The 25,674-nt window shown below is 68.0% G+C and carries 27 protein-coding genes and 1 riboswitch; of the genes, 15 read left to right on the top strand and 12 right to left on the bottom strand.

Translation table 11 applies throughout. From position 1 onward, the window contains the following. Window positions 1-30: 30 nt before the first annotated feature. Entirely contained in the window at window positions 31-483 is a 453-nt protein-coding gene (locus OH735_RS09710; RefSeq protein WP_406380984.1) for a hypothetical protein, read from the top strand. On the opposite strand, the gene OH735_RS09705 is transcribed toward OH735_RS09710, so the two are convergent. The 6 genes from OH735_RS09705 to nadA all read right to left on the bottom strand — a co-directional run bounded on the left by OH735_RS09705 (window position 400) and on the right by nadA (window position 5,093). Continuing rightward, window positions 400-864 (bottom strand): hypothetical protein, encoded by a 465-nt coding sequence (locus OH735_RS09705; protein WP_406380983.1) that lies wholly within the window; start codon window positions 862-864, stop codon window positions 400-402. The genes OH735_RS09710 and OH735_RS09705 overlap by 84 nt on opposite strands. Window positions 865-1,002: 138 nt before the next feature. Continuing rightward, window positions 1,003-1,584: a S1 RNA-binding domain-containing protein gene (locus OH735_RS09700; protein ID WP_406380982.1), complete on the bottom strand. Its 582-nt coding sequence runs from the start codon at window positions 1,582-1,584 to the stop codon at window positions 1,003-1,005. A 220-nt stretch (window positions 1,585-1,804) separates the two neighbouring features. Beyond that, window positions 1,805-2,398 carry a hypothetical protein gene (locus tag OH735_RS09695; RefSeq protein WP_406380981.1) on the bottom strand — a complete coding sequence of 198 codons (594 nt, stop codon included), beginning with the start codon at window positions 2,396-2,398 and terminating at the stop codon, window positions 1,805-1,807. An 85-nt stretch (window positions 2,399-2,483) separates the two neighbouring features. Beyond that, window positions 2,484-3,152 (bottom strand): hypothetical protein, encoded by a 669-nt coding sequence (locus tag OH735_RS09690; protein ID WP_406380980.1) that lies wholly within the window; start codon window positions 3,150-3,152, stop codon window positions 2,484-2,486. Between the two features lie 10 nt (window positions 3,153-3,162). Then, entirely contained in the window at window positions 3,163-3,777 is a 615-nt protein-coding gene (locus tag OH735_RS09685) for a hypothetical protein (protein ID WP_406380979.1), read from the bottom strand. A gap of 119 nt (window positions 3,778-3,896) precedes the next feature. Next, window positions 3,897-5,093 (bottom strand): quinolinate synthase NadA, encoded by a 1,197-nt coding sequence (nadA, locus tag OH735_RS09680; protein WP_406380978.1) that lies wholly within the window; start codon window positions 5,091-5,093, stop codon window positions 3,897-3,899. 222 nt (window positions 5,094-5,315) lie between these two features. Between nadA and OH735_RS09675 the strand changes: the two genes are divergently transcribed. Continuing rightward, window positions 5,316-5,672, top strand: a complete 357-nt coding sequence (locus OH735_RS09675) for an iron-sulfur cluster assembly accessory protein (protein ID WP_030933606.1) — start codon at window positions 5,316-5,318, stop codon at window positions 5,670-5,672. Between the two features lie 79 nt (window positions 5,673-5,751). On the opposite strand, the gene OH735_RS09670 is transcribed toward OH735_RS09675, so the two are convergent. Continuing rightward, window positions 5,752-7,230, bottom strand: a complete 1,479-nt coding sequence (locus OH735_RS09670) for a hypothetical protein (protein WP_406380977.1) — start codon at window positions 7,228-7,230, stop codon at window positions 5,752-5,754. Between the two features lie 144 nt (window positions 7,231-7,374). Further along, on the bottom strand, window positions 7,375-7,572 hold the full coding sequence (locus tag OH735_RS09665; RefSeq protein WP_406380976.1) for a hypothetical protein: 198 nt from the start codon (window positions 7,570-7,572) through the stop codon (window positions 7,375-7,377). A 159-nt stretch (window positions 7,573-7,731) separates the two neighbouring features. On the opposite strand from OH735_RS09665, the gene OH735_RS09660 reads away from it, so the two are divergent. Next, complete coding sequence (locus OH735_RS09660; protein ID WP_406380975.1) at window positions 7,732-8,706, top strand: carbohydrate kinase family protein; 975 nt, start codon at window positions 7,732-7,734, stop codon at window positions 8,704-8,706. 10 nt (window positions 8,707-8,716) lie between these two features. Here OH735_RS09660 and OH735_RS09655 read toward each other — a convergent pair whose 3' ends face one another. Continuing rightward, window positions 8,717-10,099: a cysteine desulfurase/sulfurtransferase TusA family protein gene (locus tag OH735_RS09655; RefSeq protein ID WP_406380974.1), complete on the bottom strand. Its 1,383-nt coding sequence runs from the start codon at window positions 10,097-10,099 to the stop codon at window positions 8,717-8,719. Between the two features lie 282 nt (window positions 10,100-10,381). On the opposite strand from OH735_RS09655, the gene coxB reads away from it, so the two are divergent. The 4 genes from coxB (at window position 10,382) to OH735_RS09635 (ending at window position 14,853) form a co-directional block, all read left to right on the top strand. After that, window positions 10,382-11,344, top strand: a complete 963-nt coding sequence (gene coxB / locus OH735_RS09650) for a cytochrome c oxidase subunit II (RefSeq protein WP_406380973.1) — start codon at window positions 10,382-10,384, stop codon at window positions 11,342-11,344. Next, window positions 11,341-13,077 (top strand): cytochrome c oxidase subunit I, encoded by a 1,737-nt coding sequence (ctaD, locus tag OH735_RS09645; protein WP_406380972.1) that lies wholly within the window; start codon window positions 11,341-11,343, stop codon window positions 13,075-13,077. The genes coxB and ctaD overlap by 4 nt, the downstream gene beginning before the upstream one ends. Beyond that, the gene (locus OH735_RS09640; protein WP_406380971.1) at window positions 13,074-13,472 is read left to right on the top strand and encodes a cytochrome c oxidase subunit 4; all 399 of its coding nucleotides are present in this window, start codon (window positions 13,074-13,076) and stop codon (window positions 13,470-13,472) included. Before ctaD ends, OH735_RS09640 begins: the two co-directional genes overlap by 4 nt. Window positions 13,473-13,590: 118 nt before the next feature. Then, a complete protein-coding gene (locus tag OH735_RS09635; RefSeq protein ID WP_406380970.1) occupies window positions 13,591-14,853 on the top strand; it encodes an Ig-like domain-containing protein in 1,263 nt (420 codons plus the stop codon). Between the two features lie 57 nt (window positions 14,854-14,910). Here the strand turns inward: OH735_RS09635 and OH735_RS09630 are convergent, their stop codons facing one another. Further along, window positions 14,911-15,312: a hypothetical protein gene (locus OH735_RS09630; RefSeq protein ID WP_384459958.1), complete on the bottom strand. Its 402-nt coding sequence runs from the start codon at window positions 15,310-15,312 to the stop codon at window positions 14,911-14,913. 187 nt (window positions 15,313-15,499) lie between these two features. On the opposite strand from OH735_RS09630, the gene OH735_RS09625 reads away from it, so the two are divergent. From OH735_RS09625 to OH735_RS09600, 6 genes are all read left to right on the top strand, one after another. After that, window positions 15,500-16,120: a heme-copper oxidase subunit III gene (locus OH735_RS09625; protein ID WP_406380969.1), complete on the top strand. Its 621-nt coding sequence runs from the start codon at window positions 15,500-15,502 to the stop codon at window positions 16,118-16,120. Window positions 16,121-16,182: 62 nt separating this feature from the next. Further along, window positions 16,183-16,992 (top strand): c-type cytochrome, encoded by an 810-nt coding sequence (locus tag OH735_RS09620; RefSeq protein WP_406380968.1) that lies wholly within the window; start codon window positions 16,183-16,185, stop codon window positions 16,990-16,992. Next, a complete protein-coding gene (locus OH735_RS09615; protein ID WP_406380967.1) occupies window positions 16,989-18,041 on the top strand; it encodes a Rieske 2Fe-2S domain-containing protein in 1,053 nt (350 codons plus the stop codon). The genes OH735_RS09620 and OH735_RS09615 overlap by 4 nt, the downstream gene beginning before the upstream one ends. Further along, complete coding sequence (locus OH735_RS09610) at window positions 18,038-19,687, top strand: cytochrome bc complex cytochrome b subunit (RefSeq protein ID WP_406380966.1); 1,650 nt, start codon at window positions 18,038-18,040, stop codon at window positions 19,685-19,687. Before OH735_RS09615 ends, OH735_RS09610 begins: the two co-directional genes overlap by 4 nt. A 123-nt stretch (window positions 19,688-19,810) precedes the next feature. Beyond that, window positions 19,811-20,875, top strand: a complete 1,065-nt coding sequence (gene trpD / locus OH735_RS09605; RefSeq protein ID WP_406380965.1) for an anthranilate phosphoribosyltransferase — start codon at window positions 19,811-19,813, stop codon at window positions 20,873-20,875. Between the two features lie 83 nt (window positions 20,876-20,958). Next, window positions 20,959-21,076, top strand: a riboswitch (SAM riboswitch). A 175-nt stretch (window positions 21,077-21,251) separates the two neighbouring features. Beyond that, window positions 21,252-22,628 (top strand): aminotransferase class V-fold PLP-dependent enzyme, encoded by a 1,377-nt coding sequence (locus OH735_RS09600; RefSeq protein ID WP_406380964.1) that lies wholly within the window; start codon window positions 21,252-21,254, stop codon window positions 22,626-22,628. A gap of 73 nt (window positions 22,629-22,701) precedes the next feature. On the opposite strand, the gene OH735_RS09595 is transcribed toward OH735_RS09600, so the two are convergent. Further along, window positions 22,702-22,983 carry an Lrp/AsnC family transcriptional regulator gene (locus OH735_RS09595; protein ID WP_093543818.1) on the bottom strand — a complete coding sequence of 94 codons (282 nt, stop codon included), beginning with the start codon at window positions 22,981-22,983 and terminating at the stop codon, window positions 22,702-22,704. After that, window positions 22,980-23,732, bottom strand: coding sequence for a rhomboid family intramembrane serine protease (locus tag OH735_RS09590; RefSeq protein ID WP_406380963.1), 753 nt, complete (start codon window positions 23,730-23,732; stop codon window positions 22,980-22,982). Before OH735_RS09590 ends, OH735_RS09595 begins: the two co-directional genes overlap by 4 nt. Window positions 23,733-23,893: 161 nt before the next feature. Here OH735_RS09590 and OH735_RS09585 point away from each other — a divergent pair, with 161 nt between their 5' ends. Both OH735_RS09585 and OH735_RS09580 read left to right on the top strand, forming a co-directional pair. After that, entirely contained in the window at window positions 23,894-24,136 is a 243-nt protein-coding gene (locus tag OH735_RS09585; RefSeq protein ID WP_406380962.1) for a hypothetical protein, read from the top strand. Window positions 24,137-24,173: 37 nt separating this feature from the next. After that, a complete protein-coding gene (locus tag OH735_RS09580; protein ID WP_406380961.1) occupies window positions 24,174-25,535 on the top strand; it encodes an NYN domain-containing protein in 1,362 nt (453 codons plus the stop codon). Window positions 25,536-25,674: the final 139 nt, after the last annotated feature.

Raw genomic sequence — 25,674 nt, 5'->3', positions numbered from 1 at the left:
GTCTGCTCGGCGGGCTGCCATCATGCTCGGATGGCCCACGACATAGTGTTCTTCCTCGCCCCCGACGACGAGGCGGCCGCTGCGACGTGCCGGCGGGGACCTGGCGAGGACTTTGAGTCTGTGACCTGCCGTTTTATTGAGCCGGACAGCGCCATCGCCGAGTGGGACATGTACTTCGAGGCGCCTTCGGCCGAGGTCCCGCCGCTTGAGCAGCTCCTTGGGTGGGCGTGGCCGGAGTGGGTCGCCGCCCCCTTGAACGATGGCGTTGAGGTGTTCGCTCTGCCGAAGCGGCTGACTCGAGCGTTCGCCAAAGCGAGTTCCGCCGAACTCGAAGAGCTCGCCGGCCGCTGGATTACGCGGCTCTGGTCTGAGGACGGCGACGACATGACCGACGATGATCTACTGGCGGTCTTGCAGGGCGTTGCCCGCCTCGCAGCGTCTGCGGTGAACACGGGTGGCGGCCTCTACAGCTGGAGCTTCTGACCGTCCCCCCCGCGAGGGACGCTCGTTCTTGACGCCGCTGCACGCCAGGAGCTCGGTCCCGGTGGCGTCGAAGTACAGGGTGAACAGCCAGGACCGGTCTGCTGCGACGATGTTGCCGGTACGCAGTTGCTCGTCGCGGTGCCGAGCGCGGAGGATCTCAACGGTCTCGTCGAGGCCGAGGGTCGTCAGGCCGTTTTTCAACGACCGTCTCAGCCTTGTCGCAGCGATGCCAAGGACCATCCACTGTGGCGGCTGTCCGCCGTAGAGCACTACCTCGCCGCCGGCGGCGATGGCGTCGCGTGCTGCCTTGCAGGCACTGGTCTGGCCTTTGAGCATCGCAGTGATGTCGGGCTGACTTGGGTTCTCGTCCTCGGTGGCCATGCGGCGACTGCAGGAAGCGAACGTGGGCGTTGCTACAGGATTCGGCGGGGCCTGCCGGCCACTTTGCGCCTCCCCCGGCTCAGTCGAGCTGAACCAGCTGCCCCGCCCGGCGCTCCGAACGGTGGGCTGCGGGAGCCGTCAGGGCCGCCTACACGGCGGCGCGTCGGTCCGAGAGCCCGCCCCGACATGGTCCGTCCCTGCGAGTGATAGACGGATACGCCGCATAGGTACATCGACCTCAGTGATTCGCACAGTCATCTCATCACCGATACGAACCGCCTGTTCCGGCCCTGCTGGTGGTAGCTCGGAGCGATGCACCAGCCCTGCTATCCCATCATCGAGCCTCACGAAGATCCCGAACGGGACCAGCTTCGTGACCCGGCCCCGGATAACGCTGCCGGCGCGATCAGCCCAGAGGCTCCATGGATTCGGCTGGAGAGCTACCAGGGACAGCACCGCCTGACCACGCATCTCGGTATCCAGGGCCAAGACCTCGGCGGTCACGCGCTGGCCCAGTGACACAGCTTCGTGACAAGAAGAGATCCATCTCCATGACAGCTCCGGCGGAGGGATGAACCCCGCTGATGCTTCCGGAGACCCGTCGAGATCAACGAACACTCCGAAGTTCTCGATCCCGGCAACCACCCCTGCAACGACGTCACCTGGGTGGAGCGTCATGAGGAAGTCGTTCAGGGCTTTGGAAGGAAGCGAATACGTCACGGCCCAGACCCTATTCCGCACATCCGAATATCCGAATCTGCCGACACTCGCGGGGAAGGTGGGCAAGAGCGGCTACATCAAGCACGCCACCATCGTCCGCAAGGTCGGCGGTGAGGGCACCGAGTACCCCGAACCTGTCCAGGACGTCTCCGGCCCCGGTACGGCGCTGATGGAGCTGGACCTTCTCTGCATCAACGGCATGAGCCGAAGGCGCCCGATCTTATGGACTGGGCGTGGCCGTAGGTCGATGAACCTCCAGGACAACCGCCGTGCCTGCCACGGATCGGTCCTCGTGCATGGTGATCACTTGGTTGGGCTGAAGGTGCTGCCACTGCGAGGGATCAAGAGGAGCCAGCCGTACCGAGGCTCGCCCACCGGGTTCCAGGAAGGGCGTGAGCTCCACCCAAAGTAGGGCGATGCTGAGAGCTGGTTCGCCAGTCGCGGTCCGGTTTCCAATGTTCCACATCGGCCGTAGAACGCCGGCGCCGGAGATCGGCGTCTGCCGTCGTGCCTCAGTGCCCGGGCGCAGGGTGAGGTCGGCTCGGATGATCCCGTTGCGGGTCTCGTAGCCGCGCCAATGGCACCAGGCCGCGCTCTCCTCAAGTCGCATCTGTTCGGCTGCGGTGGCCAGGGATTCCCAGAAGCTGAACGGAAGCGGGTGGACATCACCGAGTTCTTCCAACAGCCCGAGGGCCACTTCCCACTCGTCCTTGGTGAGGTAGTCCCAGATGTCGTTCACCGTGATGTCGTTCTCGGTGGCGATCTCCTCAGGAACCAGCAGGGAAGCCGCTTCCAGCAGTTCAGGGACGTCCATGCCCTCATTCTGGACCACGGTCTCGATGGCTGGGCGAACCTCACTCACGAAACAGCACCGGGGACTTGGTCGTTCCCAAGCGATCTCAGCTATCGCCTGCCTCGACGCCTCCTCGCAGCCCCCACTCGTCAAGCCCCGAGTAGATCACCGCGATGCGGCCTCCGGGGAAGCCGAGGGACTTGGCCTCCCCGGTATAGAGCGCCACCAGAGAGTCAGAACCTCTCCACCAGGTGTCAGCAAGGCCCATTACCTCGTGCACCAGCTCGTAGCCGTTCAGCTCGATGCCGTCGACGTCATCGCCGACGAGCTTGGTGACCTGCTTCGCCCACATGGATGCGTGGTGGGCCAGGGCGAGCGATTCCACCCAGCCCTCGATGGTCGCGTGGAGAGGTGCCCACCCATCTGCGTGGATTCCGAACTCACCAGACGGACTGATCATGAATGAGTAGGTGACCGCGGTCCGTTGCATCCCAGCCTCGAACCACCACCCTGCAAAGTCTGATTCGGGTGAGTCCGGATCGAGGTACTTGGGGCCTCCGTCGTATTGCGATGCGGGTGGCAGGAGCAGACCACCCCATCTCTCCTGGTAGGCCGCCATTCGGTCGATCGCTGCTGCGGGGACGCCTCGCTCAAGCCACCACTGCCTGTGCCCCTCCACGGGCCGGACATCGACCTTGACGCCGTGCGCGCGGACGAACGATCGGGCTCGTCGAGTCAAGCCATCAGGCACATCGTTGAAGAGGTTGAGATTCACCAGGGCGACGCTACCCAGTAGCCCGAAGGACAGCGGGCTGTGGCCCTCTGTGCCTTCTGCGGCATCGCGGCCAGGTCGAGCTGGAGCGGCTGCCCCTATTCCGCATGCCTGAATATCCGAACCTGCCGACAATGGAGTGACAGAGGAAGATGACCTTGGCGTCCCGCCGGTCGGCTCGGGACCCCCGCCAGCGCCCCAGTTCCTCGTCGACCCGCTCGGCCAGCCGGTCCGCGTTGTAGCGGCAGGAGAGCCGCCAGTCGTAGGCGAAGTCGATCAGGTTGACCGGGGCGTCGGCCTCGTCGCCCGGCAGGCGGCGTCGAAGCGTGAAGCTCCGCTCCAGCCAGTCCAGCAGTGTGTTGTATCCGTCGATCGGCATATACACACCGGGCAGGGAGTGCAGATCACGCATCAGCCCGATGGGCCGTACGCCGTCGCAGGGGTGCTCGTTGCCCAGATCGGGGCGGAGAGTCAGTCCCTTGACGGACTTCCCGAAGGTCCGGATGCCCCGCAGCAGCGCCTTTCCGGAGAGCCCCCAGACCTCGTGCCCGTCCGCGTCCGCCAGCCGGCTGCCCAGAATGCCCGGCACGACAACCACCAAGTCGTCGACCCTGCTGCGCTGTGTCATGCGGCCCATCCCCCGTACCTGTGCAAGCTGTGGGTACAGCAGCGTAGGTACGGGAGGGGTGTCCCAGTGCCGGACGGGACATAATCGGCCTGTCCGGCCCTCCCGGGGCACGGAACCGGCTACGCCAGTGCCAGCATCCGCTCCAGCGCCAGCTTCGCGTACTTCTCCGTCTCGGGGTCGACCTCGATCCGGTTGACCAGGTTCCCCTCGGCCAGCGACTCCAGCGCCCACACCAGGTGCGGCAGGTCGATCCGGTTCATCGTCGAGCAGAAGCACACCGTCTTGTCGAGGAAGGCGATCTCCTTGTCCTCGGCCGCGAACCGGTTCGCCAGGCGGCGCACCAGGTTCAGCTCGGTGCCGATCGCCCACTTCGAGCCGGCCGGGGCCGCCTCCAGGGCCTTGATGATGTACTCCGTCGAGCCGACGTAGTCCGCCGCCGCCACGACCTCGTGCTTGCACTCCGGGTGCACCAGCACATTGACGCCCGGGATGCGCTCGCGCACATCGTTGACGGAGTCGACCGAGAAGCGCCCGTGCACCGAGCAGTGCCCGCGCCACAGGATCATCTTGGCGTTGCGCAGCTCCTCGGTGGTGAGGCCGCCGTTCGGCTTGTGCGGGTTGTAGAGGACGCAGTCCTCCAGCGTCATCCCCATGTCGCGGACCGCGGTGTTCCGTCCCAGGTGCTGGTCGGGGAGGAAGAGAACCTTCTCGCCTTGTTCGAAGGCCCACTCCAGGGCGCGCTTCGCGTTGGACGAGGTGCAGATCGTGCCGCCGTGCCGGCCGGTGAAGGCCTTGATGTCGGCGGAGGAGTTCATGTACGAGACGGGTACGACCTGCTCGGCGACCCCGGCCTCGGTCAGTACGTCCCAGCACTCGGCGACCTGCTCGGCGGTGGCCATGTCGGCCATCGAGCAGCCGGCGGCCAGGTCCGGCAGCACGACCTTCTGGTCGTCGGTGGTCAGGATGTCCGCGGACTCGGCCATGAAGTGCACGCCGCAGAAGACGATGTACTCCGCCTCCGGGCGTGCCGCCGCGTCCCTGGCGAGCTTGAACGAGTCGCCGGTGACGTCCGCGAACTGGATGACCTCGTCGCGCTGGTAGTGGTGGCCGAGGACGAACACCTTGTCCCCGAGCTTCTCCTTGGCCGCGCGGGCACGCTCCACCAGGTCCGGGTCGGACGGGGAGGGCAGGTCGCCGGGACACTCGACGCCGCGCTCGCTCTTCGGGTCGGCCTCGCGGCCGAGCAGGAGCAGGGCGAGGGGCGTCGGCTGGACGTCGAGATCCTGGACGGGGTGGGCCGTGGTCACGTCACGCACCCTTTCTTCTCTGCGGAAAGCCTTTTCGTCTAATTGACGTTATCTATCATATCCGGTTCACGTCACTTTGACGATGTCCATAGTGTCGATGTGACGCATACCGCCGGGTGGCCGGTGTGCGAGCATGAATGGAACAGGCAAGCGCTCGGCCCGGAATGAATCCGTGGTCCCGACGGTTGCAACGTCGGCAAGCAGTCTCCGTACAACCCGGGAGAGAAGCAGATGTCCGTATCGGACGAGACCACCACCGTGAGCGACGGCATCCTCCTGTCCGACGCCGCCGCAGCCAAGGTCAAGGGCCTGCTGGAGCAGGAAGGCCGTGACGACCTGGCGCTGCGCGTCGCCGTCCAGCCCGGCGGCTGCTCGGGCCTGCGTTACCAGCTCTTCTTCGACGAGCGTTCCCTCGACGGCGACGTCGTGAAGGACTTCGACGGCGTCAAGGTCGTCACCGACCGGATGAGCGCTCCGTACCTGGGCGGCGCCTCCATCGACTTCGTCGACACCATCGAGAAGCAGGGCTTCACGATCGACAACCCGAACGCCACGGGCTCCTGCGCCTGCGGCGACTCCTTCAGCTAAAACCTGACGGAATCGGCAGAACGGACGGTGGCGGCCCGGATTCCGGGACCGCCACCGTCGTCGTAAGCGCTGGCGCGCGTCAGGCGCGGGGCACGGTGGAGCCCGACGCCGCGTCGACCACCGTCCGGTCACCGAGCGGCGCGTCCAGCGTCACCGTCCGGGTCAGCTCCTTGGCGATCATGATGCAGACCTTCTCGCCGGCCGGCTTCGACTCCGTCACCGTCACCCGCACCGACTTCCCGTCCTCGGTCGCGCTCGCCGCGTACGTGCTGCACACCCCGCCCCAGAACGTCACCGACAGGCTCCGCCCGTCGGCGCTGTACGATACGACCTGCCGCGAGGACTTCCCCGCGTCCCCCGGGGGCGGGGGCGTCGTCGACGGTGCGTCCTTCGTCAGGTACGCGGGGTCCACGGCGACCTGCGACACGGTGCTGCCCATGCCGGGCGCTGCCGGGTGCACCGAGAAGAGCCAGGACGGTACGAGCGTCCGCTTGCCCGCCACGTACTGACTCGCCAGTCCGAACACCGCCTTGTCGACCATCACGGTGGTCGTCGTCGGCTCCGCACCTGTCCGCGTCCCACAGTGCACCTTGGGCGATTTCAGGCCATCCTGCAGCGGTACGGGAGTGGCGCAGCCGCCGATGTCCGCGCGCCCGTCCGTCCGGGACGTCGCCCCGTTCAACTGCTTCAGCGCCTCGCCCGCGCTGATCACCGGATAGCTGTCCCCCTTCGCCGGCTCCTTCAACTGGCCACTGCCGCCGACCACTTCACCGTCCGGGCCGATCTGGATGCCGGTCGACCAGCCGTACGTGGGAAGGCCGTCCACCTTCGGGTCGGCGTTCACCACCCGTACCGAACCCATGAGTTGGCGGGCGTCGAGAGCGGCGTCGTCCTGGCCCACCGCCTTCAGGACCGGCGTCGCGGCAGCCCTGGCGGCGCTCTCGCTCACCGGGGAGCCGCTGCCGTCCGGGTCCGCCTTCCGGTCCGAACAGGCCGCGATGCCCTCGCAGTTGTCCGTACCGCCGGAGCCGTACCGGGCGAAGCTCCAGGTGCCGGGAGCCTGCTTGTTCACCCGCAGGACCGGGCCCGAGCCGTCCCCGTCGGACCCCACCTTCCAGGACGTGCCCTCCGCCCGCGGCGTGCCCTCCAGGCCCAGCGCCTTCGCCAGCCGGGCCACCTGCGCCGCGGAGACGGTCCCCTCCGCGCGCTGCACCGCCGCCGTACGCGGCCCCTCGGGCAGCTCGCCGGACGCGCGGTAGACCGTCCGGCCGCCGTTCGGGTCGGGTTCGCCCGGCGCGATGCCCGGCGCGCTGCCCGGCGAGGACCCGCCGGGCGCCGCCGCGCCGTCCGCGCGCCCGTCCAGGGCCAGCGGGGGAGGGGCGGGCCTTTCGCTGCCTGCCGCGCTGTCGCCGCTCCTGCCGCCGCCCTCCGCCGCGGTCGCGGCCCAGTACGCGCCGCCGCCCCCGGCCAGCAGTACGGCAGCCGCCACCGAGGCCACGGCGAGCGGCGAACGCCGCCGGGGGCTCGTCACGTCGTTGTCGGGTCGCTCGGTGCTCACCGGATCCGCTCCTTCGCCTGCGTTGCCGTCACAGGCCTCACCCGGCCTGCCGTCCGTCCCACGGTTCGGGGACAACGGTGGGACGGGGCACAGGAGCGCTCGGTTCCCTCAAGGGGCGCCGGAGGCGATCGGTACCGTTCGTGCTCAGTCGCCGTAATCGGACATGGCGTCGATCAGCCGGGCGGAGGCGGCCGGCACCGTCACACCGTGGATCAGGGACGGCGCGACCCGAGCGGGGGCGGATTTCGCGGGGACCACCCAGTGCGGAGCCATCCGCGCGCAGTCACCGCGCAGCTCGGCCAGGCTGATCTCGGACTCGCGCGTAGCGCTGTGGTTCGACATAACCGCACCGTAGGCACCACGCGCCCCGGGAGGAAAGACCTACTATCGGGTAGTTTTCACCCCTTCGGGGTGAGTGTGAGGAGAGGTAGCGTGGACTGTCACGCCGCCCAGGGAACGCAGTCACCCGTTCCCTCCGATCTCCGCAGGAGCAGTCTCCCCGTGCGAATCGCAGTAACCGGCTCCATCGCCACCGACCACCTCATGACCTTCCCCGGCCGTTTCGCCGACCAGCTGGTCGCGGATCAGCTGCACACGGTCTCGCTCTCCTTCCTGGTCGACAACCTCGACGTGCGCCGGGGCGGTGTCGCCGCCAACATCTGCTTCGGCATGGGCCTGCTGGGCACCAGCCCGATCCTGGTCGGTGCCGCGGGCGCCGACTTCGACGAGTACCGCGCCTGGCTCGACCGCCACGGCGTCGACACGGGTTCGGTCCGGATCTCCGAGGTCCTACACACTGCCCGCTTCGTCTGTACGACGGACGCCGACCACAACCAGATCGGCTCCTTCTACACGGGTGCGATGAGCGAGGCCCGCCTCATCGAGCTGAAGGCCGTCGCCGACCGGGTCGGCGGCCTCGACCTGGTCTCGATCGGCGCCGACGACCCCGAGGGGATGCTCCGCCACACGGAGGAGTGCCGCACCCGGGGCATCCCGTTCGCCGCGGACTTCTCGCAGCAGATCGCCCGGATGGACGGCGACGAGATCCGGATCCTCCTCGACGGCGCCATGTACCTCTTCTCCAACGAGTACGAGAAGGGGCTCATCGAGTCCAAGACCGGCTGGACCGACGAGGACATCCTGGCCAAGGTCGGCCACCGGGTGACCACGCTCGGCGCCCGCGGTGTCCGGATCGAGCGGGCCGGCCAGGAGCCGATCGAGGTCGGCTGCCCGGAGGAGGAGATCAAGGCCGACCCGACCGGCGTCGGCGACGCCTTCCGCGCCGGTTTCCTCTCCGGTCTCGCCTGGGGCGTCGGCCTGGAGCGCGCCGCCCAGGTCGGCTGCATGCTCGCCACGCTGGTCATCGAGACCGTCGGCACCCAGGAGTACACCCTGCGCCGGACCCACTTCATGGACCGCTTCACCAAGGCGTACGGCCACGACGCCGCCGCCGAGGTCCGCGCCCACCTGCGCTGATCCGGGAACGCTACGACAGCCGGCGGACCACATAGGCCGAGCCGCGGTCCGCCGGCTCCTCGCCCACGTACTCCTGCTCACGCATCGCGCACCAGGCCGGAATGTCCAGGCGGGCCGCCTCGTCGTCGGAGAGCACGGTCACCGTCCCGCCCGGCGGCACCTCCCCGATCACCTTCGCGAGCTCGATCACCGGGATCGGGCACCGCTTCCCGAGGGCGTCGACCACCAGGGACGCGGCCGCGACGGGCGAGGGCGGCGCCGGGACGGGTGCGCCCAGCCTCTCCCGTACCTCCGCCACCACCCGGGGCAGCACGTCCAGGAAGCGGTCGACGTCCTCGTCCGCCGTGCCGGCCGGCAGCGACACCCGTACGTTCCCCTCCGACAGCACCCCCATCGCCTTGAGCACATGGCTCGGAATCAGCGTGCTGCTGGTGCAGGAGGAACCGGACGATACGGAGAATTCCGCCCGGTCCAGCTCGTGGAGCAGTGTCTCCCCGTCGACATAGAGACAGGAGAAGGTCACCAGATGCGGCAGCCGCCGCACCGGATCGCCGACCACCTCCACATCCGGCACCAGCTCGGGCACCCGGGCCCTGATGCGGTCCACCAGGGCCCGCAGCCGTACGGACTCGGCCGCCGCCTGCGCCCGCACCGCCCGCAGCGATGCCGCCGCGGCCACGATCGCCGGAAGGTTCTCGAACCCCGCGGCCCGCCCCGACTCCCGTTCGTCGGCCGGTCCTTGAACCGCGAACCGCACCCCCTTGCGCACCGCCAGCAGCCCGACCCCCGAGGGCCCGCCCCACTTGTGCGCGCTGGCCGCCAGCAGGGACCAGCCGTCCGGCACCGGCCCCCAGCCCAGCGACTGCGCGGCATCCACCAGCAGCGGCACCCCGGCCGCCCGGCAGACCTCCGCCACCTCGGCCACCGGCTGCTCGGTGCCGACCTCGTGATTGGCGGACTGCAGACAGGCCAGCGCGGTGTCCTCGCGCAGCGCGTCCGCGTACCCCGCCACGCTCACCGCCCCCGACCGGTCCACCGCGACCTCGGAGACCGATCCGCCCTGCGCCTCATGGGCGGCCGCCGCATGGAGTACCGACGAGTGCTCGACCGCGGAGACGGCCAGATGGCGGCCGACACGCCGACGCCCCGCGAGAGCTCCGGAAATTCCGGAGTGCACCGCCCATGTCCCCGAAGGAGTGAATGTGAGCTCGTCCGGACGGCACCCGACGGCCTCCGCGGCGGCCTCCCGGGCCGCGTCCAGCAGGAGGCGGGCCCGCCGCCCCTCGCGGTAGAGCCTGGCCGGGTCGGCCCACCCCTCGTCCAGCGCGGCAAGCAGCGCCTGCCGGGCGACGGGGTGCAGGGGAGCGGAGGAAGCGGCATCGAAGTAGGGCACGAAGCCACGCTAGCCCGCGCGGGGCCCGGGCCTGGGGACGGGCCTGCGGACGGGCCGCCCGCGACGGCAGGAGAGGGGGCGTCAGATGGCGGCCGGAGGCCCGTATTCCACCCCTTCGGGGAGTCGGGCGGCGCGTTGGGCACCCTCCCCGCGCGGCCCCAAATAGCGTCCAGTAGGGTTTGGTCCGCATAAACATCCAAACCCCTGCCCGCGTCAGGGCGGCGACCGACCAGAGACACGGCCGCGCCGACCGCGCGGGCGAGACTCTCGGGAAGGCGCTACGTGAGTCCCAACGGCTCCGACCGCTCGTCGCGGCGCCCGATGCGGCGGAAGCTGCCGCAGGTGCTGACTGCGGGCCTGATCCTTGCGACCGCAACCGGTTGCACATACAAGGACTTCCCCCGCCTTGGTATGCCCACTCCGGTAACGGAAGAGGCACCAAGGATCCTTTCCCTCTGGCAGGGCTCGTGGGCGGCAGCGCTCGTCACGGGCGTGCTGGTCTGGGGCCTGATCCTGTGGAGCGTCATCTTCCACCGGCGCAGCCGCACCAAGGTGGAGGTCCCCCCGCAGACCAGGTACAACATGCCCATCGAGGCGCTGTACACCGTGGTCCCTCTAATCATCGTCTCGGTGTTGTTCTACTTCACCGCGCGCGATGAATCGAAGCTCCTCACGCTCTCCCCGAAGCCCGCCCACACCATCAACGTGGTCGGCTACCAGTGGAGCTGGGGATTCAACTACATCGAGAACGTGGACGGCTCGACCGCCACGGGCAACAAGATCCCCAAGGAACTGGACGCTATCCCGAACAAGTTCCGCGAGGAATTCCCCAAGGGTGCCGAGGGCGTCTACGACTACGGCATTCCGGGAACGCGGAATCCGCAGAACGGCAACCCGGGTCCGACCCTGTGGCTGCCGAAGGGCGAGAAGGTCCGTTTCGTTCTGACTTCCCGTGACGTCATCCACTCCTTCTGGGTGGTGCCGTTCCTCATGAAGCAGGACGTCATTCCGGGCCACACCAACGCCTTCGAGGTGACCCCCAAGGAGGAGGGCACCTTCATGGGCAAGTGCGCCGAGCTCTGTGGCGTCGACCACTCCCGGATGCTCTTCAACGTCAAGGTCGTCTCCCCGGAGCGCTACCAGGCGCACCTCAAGGAGCTGGCGAAGAAGGGCCAGACGGGCTACGTGCCGGCCGGCATCGAGCAGACTGACCCGGCCAGGAATGCGGAGACGAACAAACTGTGAGCATCCTCAACGAACCTCAGGGTGCCGCGGCAGCAGACGACTCGTACGAGGACGAGCTGCCGGTCCGGCGCAAGCAGCCGGGAAACGTCGTCATCAAGTGGCTGACCACCACTGACCACAAGACGATCGGCACGATGTACCTGGTCACGTCGTTCGCGTTCTTCTGCATCGGCGGTCTGATGGCGCTCATCATGCGCGCCGAACTGGCCCGTCCCGGCACGCAGATCATGTCGAACGAGCAGTTCAACCAGGCGTTCACGATGCACGGCACGATCATGCTGCTGATGTTCGCGACGCCGCTGTTCGCCGGATTCGCGAACTGGATCATGCCGCTGCAGATCGGTGCGCCCGATGTGGCGTTCCCGCGGCTGAACATGTTCGCGTACTGGCTGTACCTCTTCGGCTCGCTCATCGCGGTGGCCGGCTTCCTCACCCCGCAGGGTGCGGCCGACTTCGGCTGGTTCGCCTACTCCCCGCTCTCGGACACGGTCCGTTCGCCGGGTATCGGCGCCGACATGTGGATCATGGGTCTGGTCCTCTCCGGCTTCGGCACGATCCTCGGTTCGGTCAACTTCATCACCACGATCATCTGCATGCGCGCCCCCGGCATGACGATGTTCCGCATGCCGATCTTCGTCTGGAACGTCCTGCTGACCGGTGTACTGGTCCTGCTGGCCTTCCCGGTCCTCGCCGCCGCACTCTTCGCGCTGGAGGTGGACCGTAAATTCGGTGCGCATGTATTCGACGCGGCCAATGGCGGCGCATTGCTCTGGCAGCACCTCTTCTGGTTCTTCGGCCATCCAGAGGTGTACATCATTGCTTTGCCGTTCTTCGGAATCGTCAGTGAGATCATCCCGGTCTTCAGTCGCAAGCCGATGTTCGGCTACATCGGTCTGATCAGCGCGACGATCGCCATCGCAGGCCTCTCCGTGACCGTGTGGGCGCACCACATGTACGTCACCGGCGGTGTGCTGTTGCCGTTCTTCTCGTTCATGACCTTCCTCATCGCGGTACCGACCGGTGTGAAGTTCTTCAACTGGATCGGCACGATGTGGAAGGGGTCGTTGTCCTTCGAGACACCGATGCTCTGGGCCGTCGGCTTCCTGATCACCTTTGCGTTCGGTGGTCTGACCGGTGTGATCCTGGCGTCGCCCCCGCTGGACTTCCATGTCTCGGACTCGTACTTCGTCGTCGCGCACTTCCACTACGTCGTCTTCGGCACCGTGGTCTTCGCGATGTTCGCGGGATTCCACTTCTGGTGGCCGAAGTTCACGGGCAAGATGCTGGACGAGCGGCTCGGCAAGATCACGTTCTGGACGCTGTTCGTGGGCTTCCACGGCACGTTCCTGGTGCAGCACTGGCTCGGTGCCGAGGGCATGCCGCGTCGTTACGCGGACTACCTCGCCGCCGACGGCTTCACCGCGCTGAACACGATTTCGACGATCTCCTCGTTCGTGCTCGGCCTGTCGATGCTGCCGTTCTTCTACAACGTGTGGAAGACCGCCAAGTACGGCAAGAAGATCGAGGTCGACGACCCGTGGGGCTACGGCCGTTCGCTGGAGTGGGCGACGTCCTGCCCGCCGCCGCGGCACAACTTCCTCACCCTGCCGCGGATCCGTTCCGAATCCCCGGCGTTCGACCTGCATCACCCGGAGATCGCGGCGCTCGAGCTGCTGGAGCCACACTCCGAGGCTGGCAAGGCCCTCGCTGGTGGCAAGGAGGCCGGCAAGTGAAGATCCAGGGCAAGATGTTCCTCTGGCTGAGCGTTTTCTTCCTCGCTCTGGCCGTCACGTACGGCGTGTGGTCGAAGGAGCCGGCCGGTACCACCGCGCTCGTCCTGGCCTTCGGCCTGAGCGTCATGATCGGCTTCTACCTGGCCTTCACGGCGCAGCGGGTCGACGCCATGGCTCAGGACAACAAGGAAGCCGATGTCGCGGACGAGGCCGGCGAGGTGGGGTTCTTCTCCCCGCACAGCTGGCAGCCGCTCGCGCTGGCCCTCGGCAGCGCCCTCGCCTTCCTGGGCATCGTCTTCGGCTGGTGGCTGCTGTACTACTCGATCCCGGTGCTCCTGGTCGGCCTGTTCGGCTGGGTCTTCGAGTACTACCGCGGTGAGAACCGCACCCAGTGACCTCGCGTCACCGCTCCACCTGACGGGGGGCCCGTACTTCTCCACCAAAAGGAGTACGGGCCCCCCGTTTGCAGTCACATTGCGCGCTTATAGGGATGAACTTCCATAGCGTGTGTTCATGAGCCACACGCCGCGCTTCCGCCCCGTAGTCAGCAGCACTCTGCTGGTCATGACCCTGGTCGCAGGGGTGACCGCCTGTGGGGGGTCCGACGGCCACCCGCTCGCGGCGAGACCGTACGACGCGACGGACGAGATCTCTGCCAACGTCCCCGCGGGCGACGAGAAGGCCGACCCCGACAAGCCGCTGGAACTCAACGTCGAGGACGACGACGGCCGGATCACGGACGTGACGGCCACGGACACGACCGGACGCCACCTGGCGGGCGAACTGGACGCCGACGGGAGGCGCTGGCACTCCACGTCCCCGCTCGCCGCCGGCACCCGCTACACCGTCCAGGTCAGCATGGAGAACGGCGACGGCGACCCGGGCGGCCGTACGCTCTCGTTCGAGACCGCCTCCGTCCGGGCCAAGAAGCTCCTGAAGGTCGCATTCGGACCTCAGGCGGGCACCTACGGCGTAGGACAGCCCATCACGGCGCAACTCAGCACTCCGGTCAAGGACAAGGCGTCCAGGGCCACCGTGGAGCGCGCCCTGCGCGTCCGCTCCACGCCCGCGGTGACCGGATCCTGGTACTGGGTCGACGACAAGACTCTGCACTACCGCCCCAAGGACTACTGGCCCGCCGGAGCCACCATCCAGGTCACCAGCGGCCTGGAGGGCATCAAGGTCGGCGACAACCTGTACGGAGCGCCCACGAAGGCGCTGAAGCTCACCACGGGCGACCGCATCGAAGCCATCACCGACGCCGCCGCGCACACGATGACGGTCAAGCGCAACGGCAAAGTGATCAACACCATTCCGGTGACCACCGGCAAGCCCGGCTTCGCCACCAGAAACGGCGTCAAGGTCGTGCTGAGCAAGGAGTACTCCGTACGCATGCGCGGTGAGACGATCGGCATCTCGGAGGACTCCTCCGACGGGTACGACCTGATGGTCTACTACGCGACCCGCGTCACCTGGAGCGGCGAGTACGTGCACGCGGCCCCCTGGTCCACCGGATCGCAGGGGTTCGCGAACGTCAGCCACGGCTGTACGGGCATGAGCACCAGCCTGGCCGAGTGGTTCTTCAACACCGTGCACACGGGAGACATCGTCCAGGTCGTCGGCAGCCAGGGCGAGACGATGACGCCGTTCGACAACGGCTTCGGCGACTGGAACCTGTCCTGGGCGAAATGGCAGAAGGGCAGCGCCCTGCAGAAGAGCGACACGCCGGACCGCACGGAGACGATCCAGGCGGCGCGACTGCGCCCCGAGGTCTGACCGGCCCGGGGAGTGCGCTGCCCCTCGGCGGAGCCGCGGACACCGCCGCGGCGCGCCTCAGGCGTCCACGCAGTCCCTGCTGCGCAGCAGAGCGGCCAGGGCGTCGGCGAACTCGACCGGTTCGACCGGAAGGGTCACCGCGGCGTCCGCACGGCTCCAGGTGGCCAGCCAGGCGTCCTGGGGGCGCCCCATCAGCAGCAGCACCGGCGGGCAGTGGAAGATCTCGTCCTTGATCTGCCGGCAGACGCCCATGCCGCCCGCCGGGGCCGTCTCGCCGTCCAGGACGCAGACATCGATGCCGCCGTTGTCCAGCGCCTCCAGGACGGCGGGCAGCGTGGCGCACTCCAGGAACTCCACCGGTGGCACATCGGCCGCGGGCCTGCGCCCGGCTGCCAGCCTCACCTGCTCACGGGTGTTGGCGTCGTCGCTGTAGACCAGGACCGTGGCGGTCGGCTGCATTGTTCCTCCGTGACATCTGAGTCTTCGGGGCTTGCCGGGCATGAACCGATGCGCGGATCGTACTCCGCCCGATGGGCTGTCAGCACCGCCCGGGACAGCGGATTCATGGGCCGTTCGGGGAGGGCACACCCTGTTGACACACCGAACAGCACCCCCCGGGGTGAGGGCGGGATAAGGGACCGACATAATGTCGAGCGTGGCGACAGCAACGACAGTAGAAACCGGGCACGCGCACCCGTCGGTCAATCGACCGAACCTCACCAGCGTCGGAACCATCATCTGGTTGAGTTCCGAGCTGATGTTCTTCGCGGCCCTCTTTGCGATGTACTTCACCCTGCGATCGGTGATGGGACCAGCGCACTGGAAGGAAATGGCTTCGGCCCTGAACTTCCCGTTCTCTGCGACGAACACCACGATCCTGGTGCTCTCCTCACTCACCTGCCAGCTCGGCGTCTTCGCCGCGGAGCGGGGCGATGTGAAGAAGCTCCGTACCTGGTTCGTGATCACTTTCGTGATGGGTGCGATCTTCATCGGAGGCCAGATCTTCGAGTACACCGAGCTGGTGACGGTTAAGGGGCTCTCCCTGTCCTCCGACCCGTACGGCTCGGTGTTCTACCTGACGACCGGCTTCCACGGGCTGCACGTGACAGGCGGTCTCATCGCCTTCCTGCTCGTTCTGGGCAGGACATACGCAGCCAAGAGGTTCACCCACGAACAGGCCACCGCTGCCATCGTCGTGTCCTATTACTGGCACTTCGTCGATGTCGTGTGGATCGGCCTCTTCGCCACGATCTACATGATCAAGTAACCGGGCTCGAACCCGAACCACATCCAGCATCGACGCAGAAGATCCTGACACCGGGGTAATCCGTGAAAAAGCTCTCCGCACGACGACGCCATCCGTTGGCGGCGGTCGTCGTACTACTCCTCGCGCTTGCGGCTACTGGGGGGCTGTACGCCGCGTTTGCGCCCGCGAGTAAGGCGCAGGCCGACGAAACCGCCCAGTCCCTCGCCATCGACGAGGGCAAGAAGCTGTACTCCGTCGGTTGCGCCAGCTGCCACGGAATCGGCGGTCAGGGCACCACCGACGGGCCGAGCCTGGTGGGCGTGGGCGCCGCAGCCGTGGACTTCCAGGTCGGTACGGGCCGTATGCCGGCACAGCAGCCGGGTGCCCAGGTACCGAAGAAGAAGGCCATCTACAGCCAGGCCCAGATCGACCAGCTCGCGGCGTACGTCGCGTCGCTCGGCGCCGGTCCGGTCATTCCGACCAAGAGCCAGGTCAGCCCTGACGGCGCGGACATCGCCAAGGGTGGCGAACTGTTCCGTAACAACTGCGCGCAATGCCACAACTTCACTGGTCAGGGTGGTGCGCTGACGAACGGCAAGTACGCGCCCAGCCTCGAAGGCGTGGACCCGAAGCACATGTACGAGGCCATGCAGACCGGCCCGCAGAGCATGCCGTCCTTCCCGGACACGACGATGCCCGAGCAGCAGAAGCGGGACATCATCGCGTACGTCCAGACCGTGAACAGTGGCCAGACCGAGAACCCGGGCGGCCTTTCGCTGGGCGGTCTGGGACCGGTCAGCGAGGGCCTGTTCGCCTGGATCTTCGGGCTCGGCGCCCTGATCGCACTTGCCATTTGGGTCGCGGCCCACACCGCTAAGGCCAAGAAGTCATGAGTAGCCAAGAGATTCCAGACGAGAACCTGCCCGCTGAGCAGGACCACGCGCACGGCGCGGTAAAGGTCGCGGACGACCCGTTCGCCGACCCGGGGCTGCCGGCCCACAAGCCGCGCATCCAGGACATCGACGAACGTGCCGCGAAGCGCTCCGAGCGCACCGTCGCGCTCATGTTCACGGTGTCCATGCTGGCGACGGTCGGCTTCATCGCCTCGTACGTCATCTTCCCGGTCGACGAGATCGTGTACATCTGGCCCTTCGGCCATGTGAGCGCGCTCAACTTCTCCCTGGGTCTGACCCTGGGCGTGGCCCTCTTCGCGATCGGCGCAGGTGCCGTCCACTGGGCGCGCACCCTGATGTCCGACGTGGAGGTCGCCGACGACCGGCACGCCATCGAGGCCGAGCCCGAGGTCAAGGCGAAGGTCCTCGCCGACTTCGCGGCAGGTGCCCAGGAGTCGGCGCTCGGTCGGCGCAAGCTGATCCGCAACACCATGTTCGGCGCGCTGGCCCTGGTGCCGCTCTCCGGTGTGGTGCTGCTGCGCGACCTCGGTCCGCTGCCGGAGAAGAAGCTCCGCAGCACCCTGTGGGCCAAGGGCAAGCAGCTCATCAACATGAACACGATGCTGCCGCTGCGTCCCGAGGACGTCGCCCAGGGTTCGCTGACCTTCGCCATGCCCGAGGGGCTGACGGAGGACGCGGAGGACTTCCAGAACCAGATCGCCAAGGCCGCGCTGATGATCATCCGCATCGAGCCGGACGACATCAAGGACAAGCGCGAGCGCGAGTGGGCCCACGAGGGCATCGTGGCCTTCTCCAAGATCTGCACTCACGTCGGCTGCCCGATCAGCCTGTACGAGCAGCAGACGCACCACGTGCTCTGCCCGTGCCACCAGTCCACCTTCGACCTGTCCGACGGCGCCCGCGTCATCTTCGGTCCGGCCGGTCACGCCCTTCCGCAGCTGCGGATCGGTGTGAACAGCGAGGGCAACCTCGAGGCGCTCGGTGACTTCGATGAGCCCGTCGGTCCTGCATTCTGGGAGCGCGGATGAGTACTGCGACCACTAACACACCCGGTGCTGCCGCACCGGGCAATCGCAAGGCGCCCGCCGGCGAGCGGGTGGCCGACTGGGCGGACGGCCGGCTCGGGATCTACTCCCTGGCCAAGGCCAACATGCGCAAGATCTTCCCGGACCACTGGTCCTTCATGCTCGGTGAGATCGCCCTCTACAGCTTCATCATCATCATCCTCACGGGTGTGTATCTGACGCTGTTCTTCCACCCGAGCATGAACGAGGTCGTGTACCACGGCTCGTACGAGCCGATGCAGGGCATCAAGATGTCCGAGGCCTACGCCTCGACACTGGACATCAGCTTCGACGTCCGCGGTGGTCTGCTGGTTCGCCAGATCCACCACTGGGCCGCGCTGATCTTCCTGGCCGGCATGTTCGTGCACATGATGCGCGTCTTCTTCACGGGTGCGTTCCGCAAGCCGCGTGAGATCAACTGGCTGTTCGGCTTCCTGCTGTTCGTGCTGGGTATGTTCACCGGCTTCACCGGCTACTCGCTCCCGGACGACCTGCTGTCCGGTACGGGTGTCCGCTTCACCCAGGGCGCGATCCTGTCGATGCCGATCGTCGGCACGTACATCTCGATGTTCCTGTTCGGCGGCGAGTTCCCCGGCCACGACTTCGTCGCCCGGTTCTACTCGATCCACATCCTGCTGCTGCCGGGCATCATGCTCGGCCTGCTGGTGGCGCACCTGATCCTGGTCTTCTACCACAAGCACACGCAGTTCGCGGGTCCCGGCCGCACCAACAAGAACGTGGTCGGCATGCCGCTGCTGCCGGTGTACATGGCGAAGGCCGGTGGGTTCTTCTTCCTGGTCTTCGGCATCATCACCGTCATCGCGGCCATTGCCTCGATCAACCCGATCTGGGCCATCGGCCCGTACCGCCCGGACCAGGTGTCCACCGGCGCCCAGCCCGACTGGTACATGGGCTTCGCCGAGGGTCTGATCCGAGTGATGCCCGGCTGGGAGATCAACTTCTGGGGTCACACGCTCGCCCTGGGTGTGTTCATCCCGCTGATGGTCTTCGGGCTGGTACTCGCGGTCATCGCGGTCTACCCGTTCATCGAGTCCTGGATCACCGGGGACAAGCGCGAGCACCACATCCTGGACCGCCCGCGCAACGCCCCGACCCGGACGGCCTTCGGCGTCGCCTGGATCACCGTGTACGTCATCGTCTTCATCGGCGGTGGCAACGACCTGTGGGCCACGCACTTCCACCTGTCGCTGAACGCCATCTCCTGGTTCATCCGGATCTTCATCTTCGTGGGACCGGTCCTCGCGTTCATCGCCACCCGGCGGATCTGCCTCGGCCTCCAGCGCCGCGACAAGGAGAAGGTGCTGCACGGGCGCGAGTCCGGCATGATCAAGCGCCTGCCGCACGGTGAGTTCGTCGAGATCCACGAGCCGCTCGGCCCCGAGCAGCTGCACACGCTCACCGCGCACGAGCAGTACAAGCCGGTCGAGATCGGCCCGACGGTCGACGAGAACGGTGTCGAGCGCAAGGTGTCCGTCCTGCAGAAGCTGCGTGCCAAGCTCAGCAAGGGTTACTTCGGCGAGGACAACCAGATCGCCAAGCCCACCGTCGAGGAGTACGAGGAGATCACCAGCGGCCACGGTCACCACTGATCGCCTGAACTGATCGCCACAGCAGGAGCCCCGTCCATCCGATGGACGGGGCTCTTCGCTGTCCCCGGCCCTCGATAGGGTGGGGGTATCCCTTTTATCGGCTGTGGACCCCAGGAGCGGACCATGAACGTTGTGACCCCGGTCGGCGGCGACAGCGTGGCGGACCGTTCCTGGCCCGGCCTGCTGAACCCGCTGCTGCGTGGCGAGGACCTGACCGCGGACGACACCGCGTGGGCGATGGACCGCATCATGAGCGGTGAGGCGAGCGACGTGCAGATCGCCGGTTTCGCGGTGGCCCTGCGCGCCAAGGGCGAGACGGTCGACGAGGTGTCCGGCCTGGTGCGCGCGATGTACGAGCACGCCCACACCATCCACGTACCCGGTCGTACGGTCGACATCGTCGGCACCGGCGGCGACCTCGCCAAGACGGTCAACATCTCCACGATGTCGGCGATCGTCATCGCGGGCACCGGCGCCAAGGTCGTCAAGCACGGCAACCGCGCCTCCTCGTCGGCGAGTGGTTCCTCCGACGTGCTGGAGAAGCTCGGCGTCAACCTGGAGCTCAGCGCGCAGCGGGTCGTCGAGGTCGCCGAGGAAGCGGGCATCACCCTCTGCTTCGCGGTGAAGTTCCACCCCGCTCTGCGGTACGTGGCCAGGGCCCGCAAGGAACTCGGTGCCCCGACGACGTTCAACATCCTGGGGCCGCTCACCAACCCGGCGAAGGTGCGCTCGCAGGCCATCGGCGTCGCCGACCTGCGGATGGCGCCCATCGTCGCCGGTGTCCTCGCCGAGCGCGGCAATTCGGCGCTGGTCTTCCGCGGCGACGACGGCCTGGACGAGCTGACGACGACCGCGACGTCGCGCGTCTGGGTGGTCCGGGACGGATCGGTGCGCGAGGAGGCGTTCGACCCGCGCGACGTCGGCCTGGAACTGGTGCCGCCACAGGCGCTCCGCGGCGGCGACCCCTCGTACAACGCAGACGTGGCCCGCCGGGTGCTGGCCGGCGAGCACGGGCCGGCGCGGGAGGCCGTGCTGCTCAACTCCGCGGCGGCGCTGGTGGCCCTGGACCCGACGGACGGCACGCTCGAAGAGCAGATCGCCGCCGGGATCGAGAAGGCCGCCGAGTCCATCGACTCGGGTGCGGCCCGGCAGGCGCTGGAGCGCTGGGTGGCGGTCAGCAACGCCTGAACGCACGGAAGGTGACGCGGGGCGCGGTCCGGATTCTGGACCGCGCCTTGCGCGTCGGCGCACGTATGGCAAGATGCTGCGCAGGTCATGAGTGACAGCGACTACGGCCCCGGCCCGCTGTCCGGCAACCCTCCGTCCGTGGCGGGGTGCCCCGGGTGAAGACCAGGCCGTAGGCAGCGAGGTCTGCGGCAAGCGCGGGCCCCTCGGCATCTGTGAATGCCAACCCCCGGGGTCCTGGTCCCTAGGGAGCCTCTTGTGAGCAAGCGAATGCGATAGGGCTTCTCGGCCCTCCTCCGCACCCCTTTTTTCTCTTTCCGCTGCGCTGCCGCGTATCCGCCGGCGCACGCGATTCGCCTGCCTGTTACGGGAGTTCGCCATGTCTGTCTTCACCGCTGCCGCCGACCAGTCGCTTTGTACCCCCTTGCCGGTTCTGGGTAAGGATGTAATGGTTCCGCTCGTCACGGGTGGTGAGGTCACGTACGCCGCTCTCGACTACGCCGCCAGTGCCCCGGCCCTGCAGCGCGTCTGGGACGACGTCGCCGCGTACGCCCCGTACTACGGCAGCGTCCACCGCGGTGCCGGATACCTCTCGCAGCTCTCCACGGACCTCTTCGAGAACAGCCGCGCGACGGTCGCGGAGTTCCTCGGGTGCCGCCCCGAGGACCAGGTGATCTTCACCCGGTCGACCACCGACTCCCTCAACCTGCTGGCCGCCGTCATCCCCGCCGACTGTCAGGTTTTCGTGTACGAGACCGAGCACCACGCCTCGCTGCTCCCCTGGCGTGACGCCCGGGTGACCTGTCTGAACGCCCCGCGCACCCCGGCCCAGGCCGTCGAGACGCTGGAGCGGGCGCTCGCCGACCGAGACCCCTACGGCCCCGCGCTGGTCTGTGTCACCGGCGCCTCCAACGTCACCGGTGAGCTGTGGCCGGTCAAAGAGCTGGCGGCCGCCGCGCACGCGCACGGTGCCCGGATCGTGCTGGACGCCGCGCAGCTCGCCCCGCACCACCCTGTCGACATCACGGACCTGGACGTCGACTGGGTCGCCTTCTCCGGGCACAAGCTGTACGCGCCGTTCGGCTCGGGCGTGCTCGCGGGCCGGGCCGACTGGCTGAGGGACGCCGAGCCGTACCTGGCCGGCGGCGGCGCCTCGCGCAGGGTCGCCCGGCGCGGCGACGGCGGTGTGGACGTCGAGTGGCACACCACCGCGGCCCGCCACGAGGCCGGTTCCCCCAACGTCATCGGCGTGTACTCCATCGCATCCGCCTGCAAGGCGCTCACCGAGGCCGGCTTCGACGACCTGGTCGCCCGCGAGCAGTACCTCGTCACCGCCGTCCGGACCGGTCTCGCCGAGGTCCCCGAGGTCAAGGTGCTCTCGCTGTTCGGCGACGACGCCCCGAGGGTCGGCGTCATCTCCTTCGTGGTGGAGGGCTGGAACAGCTCCCACTTCGCAGCCGCGCTCTCCGCCGAGTACGGCATCGGGGTCCGCGACGGACTGTTCTGCGCACACCCGCTGGTCCGCACCCTGCTGGGCGGCGACCCTCAGGAGGTCGGCGAGTGCGGCGCACCGGAGGCCGAGCCTGGCGAGCGGTCACTGAACGCGATCCGGGTGAGCTTCGGGGCCGGTACGCCGGACGAGCACATCGAGCGCTTCGTCCGCGCGGTCAAGGAGCTGGTGAGCGAGGGCGCCCAGTGGAAGTACCGCACCGAGGACGGCCGCTGCGTCCCGGACCGGGGCACGGCGCAGCTCTGACGGGCACCTGGAGGGGGACGGGCATCCGAGCCCGTCCCCCCGTCGAAGTGTTACGCCGTGATGCGGGGCGTACCTACGCGTCGAGGCCGATGGCGAAGGCGGCCTCCAGGTCATGCTGCGAGTACGTACGGAACGCCACATGCGTGTCGGTGGCCTCGACGCCGGGGATCTTGCTGATCCGGCCGGGGATGACGTCCGCCAGGTCGTCGTGCTTGGCCACCCGCACCATGGCGATCAGGTCGTACGTACCGGTGACCGAGAAGACCTCGCTGACGCTGTCCAGCGCGGCGATGGCTTCGGCGATCTCGGGAATCCGGTCCACGCTGGTTTTGATGAGCACGATCGCGGTGATCACGGCTGACTTTCTCCCTCGGTGGCCCTGGCTGGTGACTTCACTCTATCCGTACGCCGATATCGCCCCCAGGCGTAGAGAAAGCCGAGGGCGAAGCCGACCACATGGGCCAGATAGGCCACGCCGGGTCCCCCGCTGCCCGCGCCCTGGACCGCCAGCCACTGCAGGGCGAACCAGAAGATCAGCACGATCCAGGCGGGGAAGCGCAGCGGCAGGAAGAAGAGGAACGGGAACAGGCTGGTGACCCGGGCCCTGGGGAACAGATAGAGGAACGCCCCGAGCACCGCCGAGATCGCCCCCGACGCGCCGACGAGCGTCTGATCGGACGTGGCGTGCGCGGCGGCGTAGCCGACCAGGGCGAGATAGCCGCAGGCGACGTAGAAGAAGGTGAACTCGGCACGGCCCATGCGTTCCTCGGCCATCGCCCCGAACACGTACAGGAAGAGCATGTTGCCGAGCAGGTGCAGCCAGCTGCCGTGCACGAAGAGGGCGGTGAGCGGGGTGAGCAGAGCGCGTGCGGAGCCGTCCCACAGCTCGCTGGGGATCACGCCCCAGCGTTCGAAGTACCCGGCCTGGGCGGCGAGCAGGGCGTCGGCGGAGCCGTGGGACGAGTTGAATCCGGAGAGCGGACTGAGCAGGAAGACCAGACCGCACAGCGCGATCAGTGAATGGGTCACCGACGGTCCGCCCGCGGTGACCGTCCGTAGGATCCCACTGGTCAGTCTGCCGGCCGCGGCACGCCGATCGATCATGAACAGAGCATGACGCAAGCGGAGGGAACGGGACAGACCGCCTCGCCGTGTCTGGGGGACGCACCGAGGCCGTAGGGTTACGGCAGGACATCCGCAGTTCGACGGCGCACCGCGAGATGCTTGAAGCAGGCAGCACGAGGCTCGATGAAAGAGGACGCACGATGGCGACGGTTCCCCAGCCGACCGAGGAGACCCGCTGGCGTTGCACGCTCTGCGGAAATCTCACGCGCTTCGACGTGACGCGCTCCTCCAAGGTCGTCGAGTACGTCCATCTCGACCTGGCCGGGGAGTCCACCGTCGAGGAGCGCGAGGTGGTCAGTGAGACCATCGAGTCGGTGCGCTGCCGTTGGTGCAACGCGGTGGATCAGATCGAACTGGTGGCCAGGCCGGGTGTCGACTCCTGACGGAGGCGCGCGTACAGACAATTTGGGGTGACGGATGGTGGAGCAGCCCGCTAGCGGCGCAGAGCGGGCCGAGGCGGCCGGCGACGCCGTCGAGGCGCTCGACCGCCCGCTGCCCGAGGCTGTACGGCGACGGGTCGTCGCGCTGGTCTCGGACGCGTTCGGCGGCCTGACGGTCACCGAACTTCCGGCCCAGCTGAGGCAGTACGCCCGCTTCACCCCGACCCGGCGTGCCAAGTTCGCCGGGAACGCGATGGCGGCCGCCCTGGAGGGCGATGCGCTGTTCCGTCAGCGGATCGGCGAACGGCTCAAGGAGGGGCAGCCGGAGCTGACCGCCGCGCTGGAGGCCGGTTCGCCGCCTGCCGCCGCCGACCCCGTCGATGTGGCCGCCGCCGCCTATGTGCTGCGCCCGGCCGGTTGGGTGAAGCTGGTCGCCGCCGCGGGCGAGGAGGCCCAGCGGGCCGACGCCGAGCGCGCCGACGAGGAGAGCCGCCGCGAACTGGAACGGCTGCGCGAGGAACTCGCGCACGCCCGCTCCCAGACGAAGAGCGAGACCGAACGGCTCCGCGGCGAGCTGGACGCGGCCCGCAAGGAGGCCGACTCCCTGCAGCGCAAGCTGCGCAGCGCCGTCAACGAGGTCAAGCGTGGCGAGGCCGCGCTGCGCCGCAGCCGGGCCGAGGTCGACGCCGCACGGTCCGAGGCGGCCGCCCAGGTCTCCGCGGCCGAGAGCGAGACCCGCCGGCTCAAGGCGCGGCTCGGTGAGGCCGAGGCGGCCGTCGAGGCGGGGCGCAGGGCCGCCAGGGAAGGCCGTTCGGTCGAGGACATGCGGCTGCGGCTGCTGCTGGACACGGTGCTCGACGCGGCCGGCGGACTCCGTCGCGAACTGGCCCTGCCGCCCTCCTCGATCCGCCCCGCGGACAGCGTCGACGCGGTCGAGCCCGGCCGGATGTCGCCCAAGGACATTGCGGCCAGGGCGCTTTCGGAGACCGATCCGGCCCTGCTCGACCAGTTGCTCGCGCTGCCGCAGGCGCATCTGATCGTGGACGGCTACAACGTCACCAAGACCGGCTATCCGCAGCTGCCGCTGGAGAAGCAGCGGTTGCGGCTGCTGGGCGGTCTCGCGGTGCTCGCGGCGCAGACCGGCGCGGAGATGACCTGTGTCTTCGACGGGGCCGAACTGGCCGCCCCGGTACTGCTCGCACCGCCGCGCGGGGTCCGGGTGCTGTTCAGCAAGCCCGGTGTGACCGCGGACGAGCTCATCCGCCAGCTGGCACGCGCCGAGCCGCCGGGCCGGCCGGTCGTGGTGGTCTCCACCGACCGCGAAGTCGCCGACGGAGTGGCGAAGGCGGGCGCCAGGCCCGTTGCGTCCGTCTTGCTCCTGAAGCGGCTTTCACGTGTCTAGTGATGCTTGTCGCGACTTGGTGGAAATCGGGGAACGGACCGTCAAGTCGTCGCTACGCCCTGTGTGCTGTGGGTAAAGAAGTACCTCCTGTGAGGAGAATTTTCTTGCGAGGATTTGAACTGATCACAAGTTGGTCACT

This window comes from Streptomyces sp. NBC_01618 (assembly GCF_045209435.1).
Taxonomy (GTDB): domain Bacteria; phylum Actinomycetota; class Actinomycetes; order Streptomycetales; family Streptomycetaceae; genus Streptomyces.
Note: the sequence above shows the minus strand (reverse complement) of the source record. Positions and strands in the feature narration are given on the sequence as shown.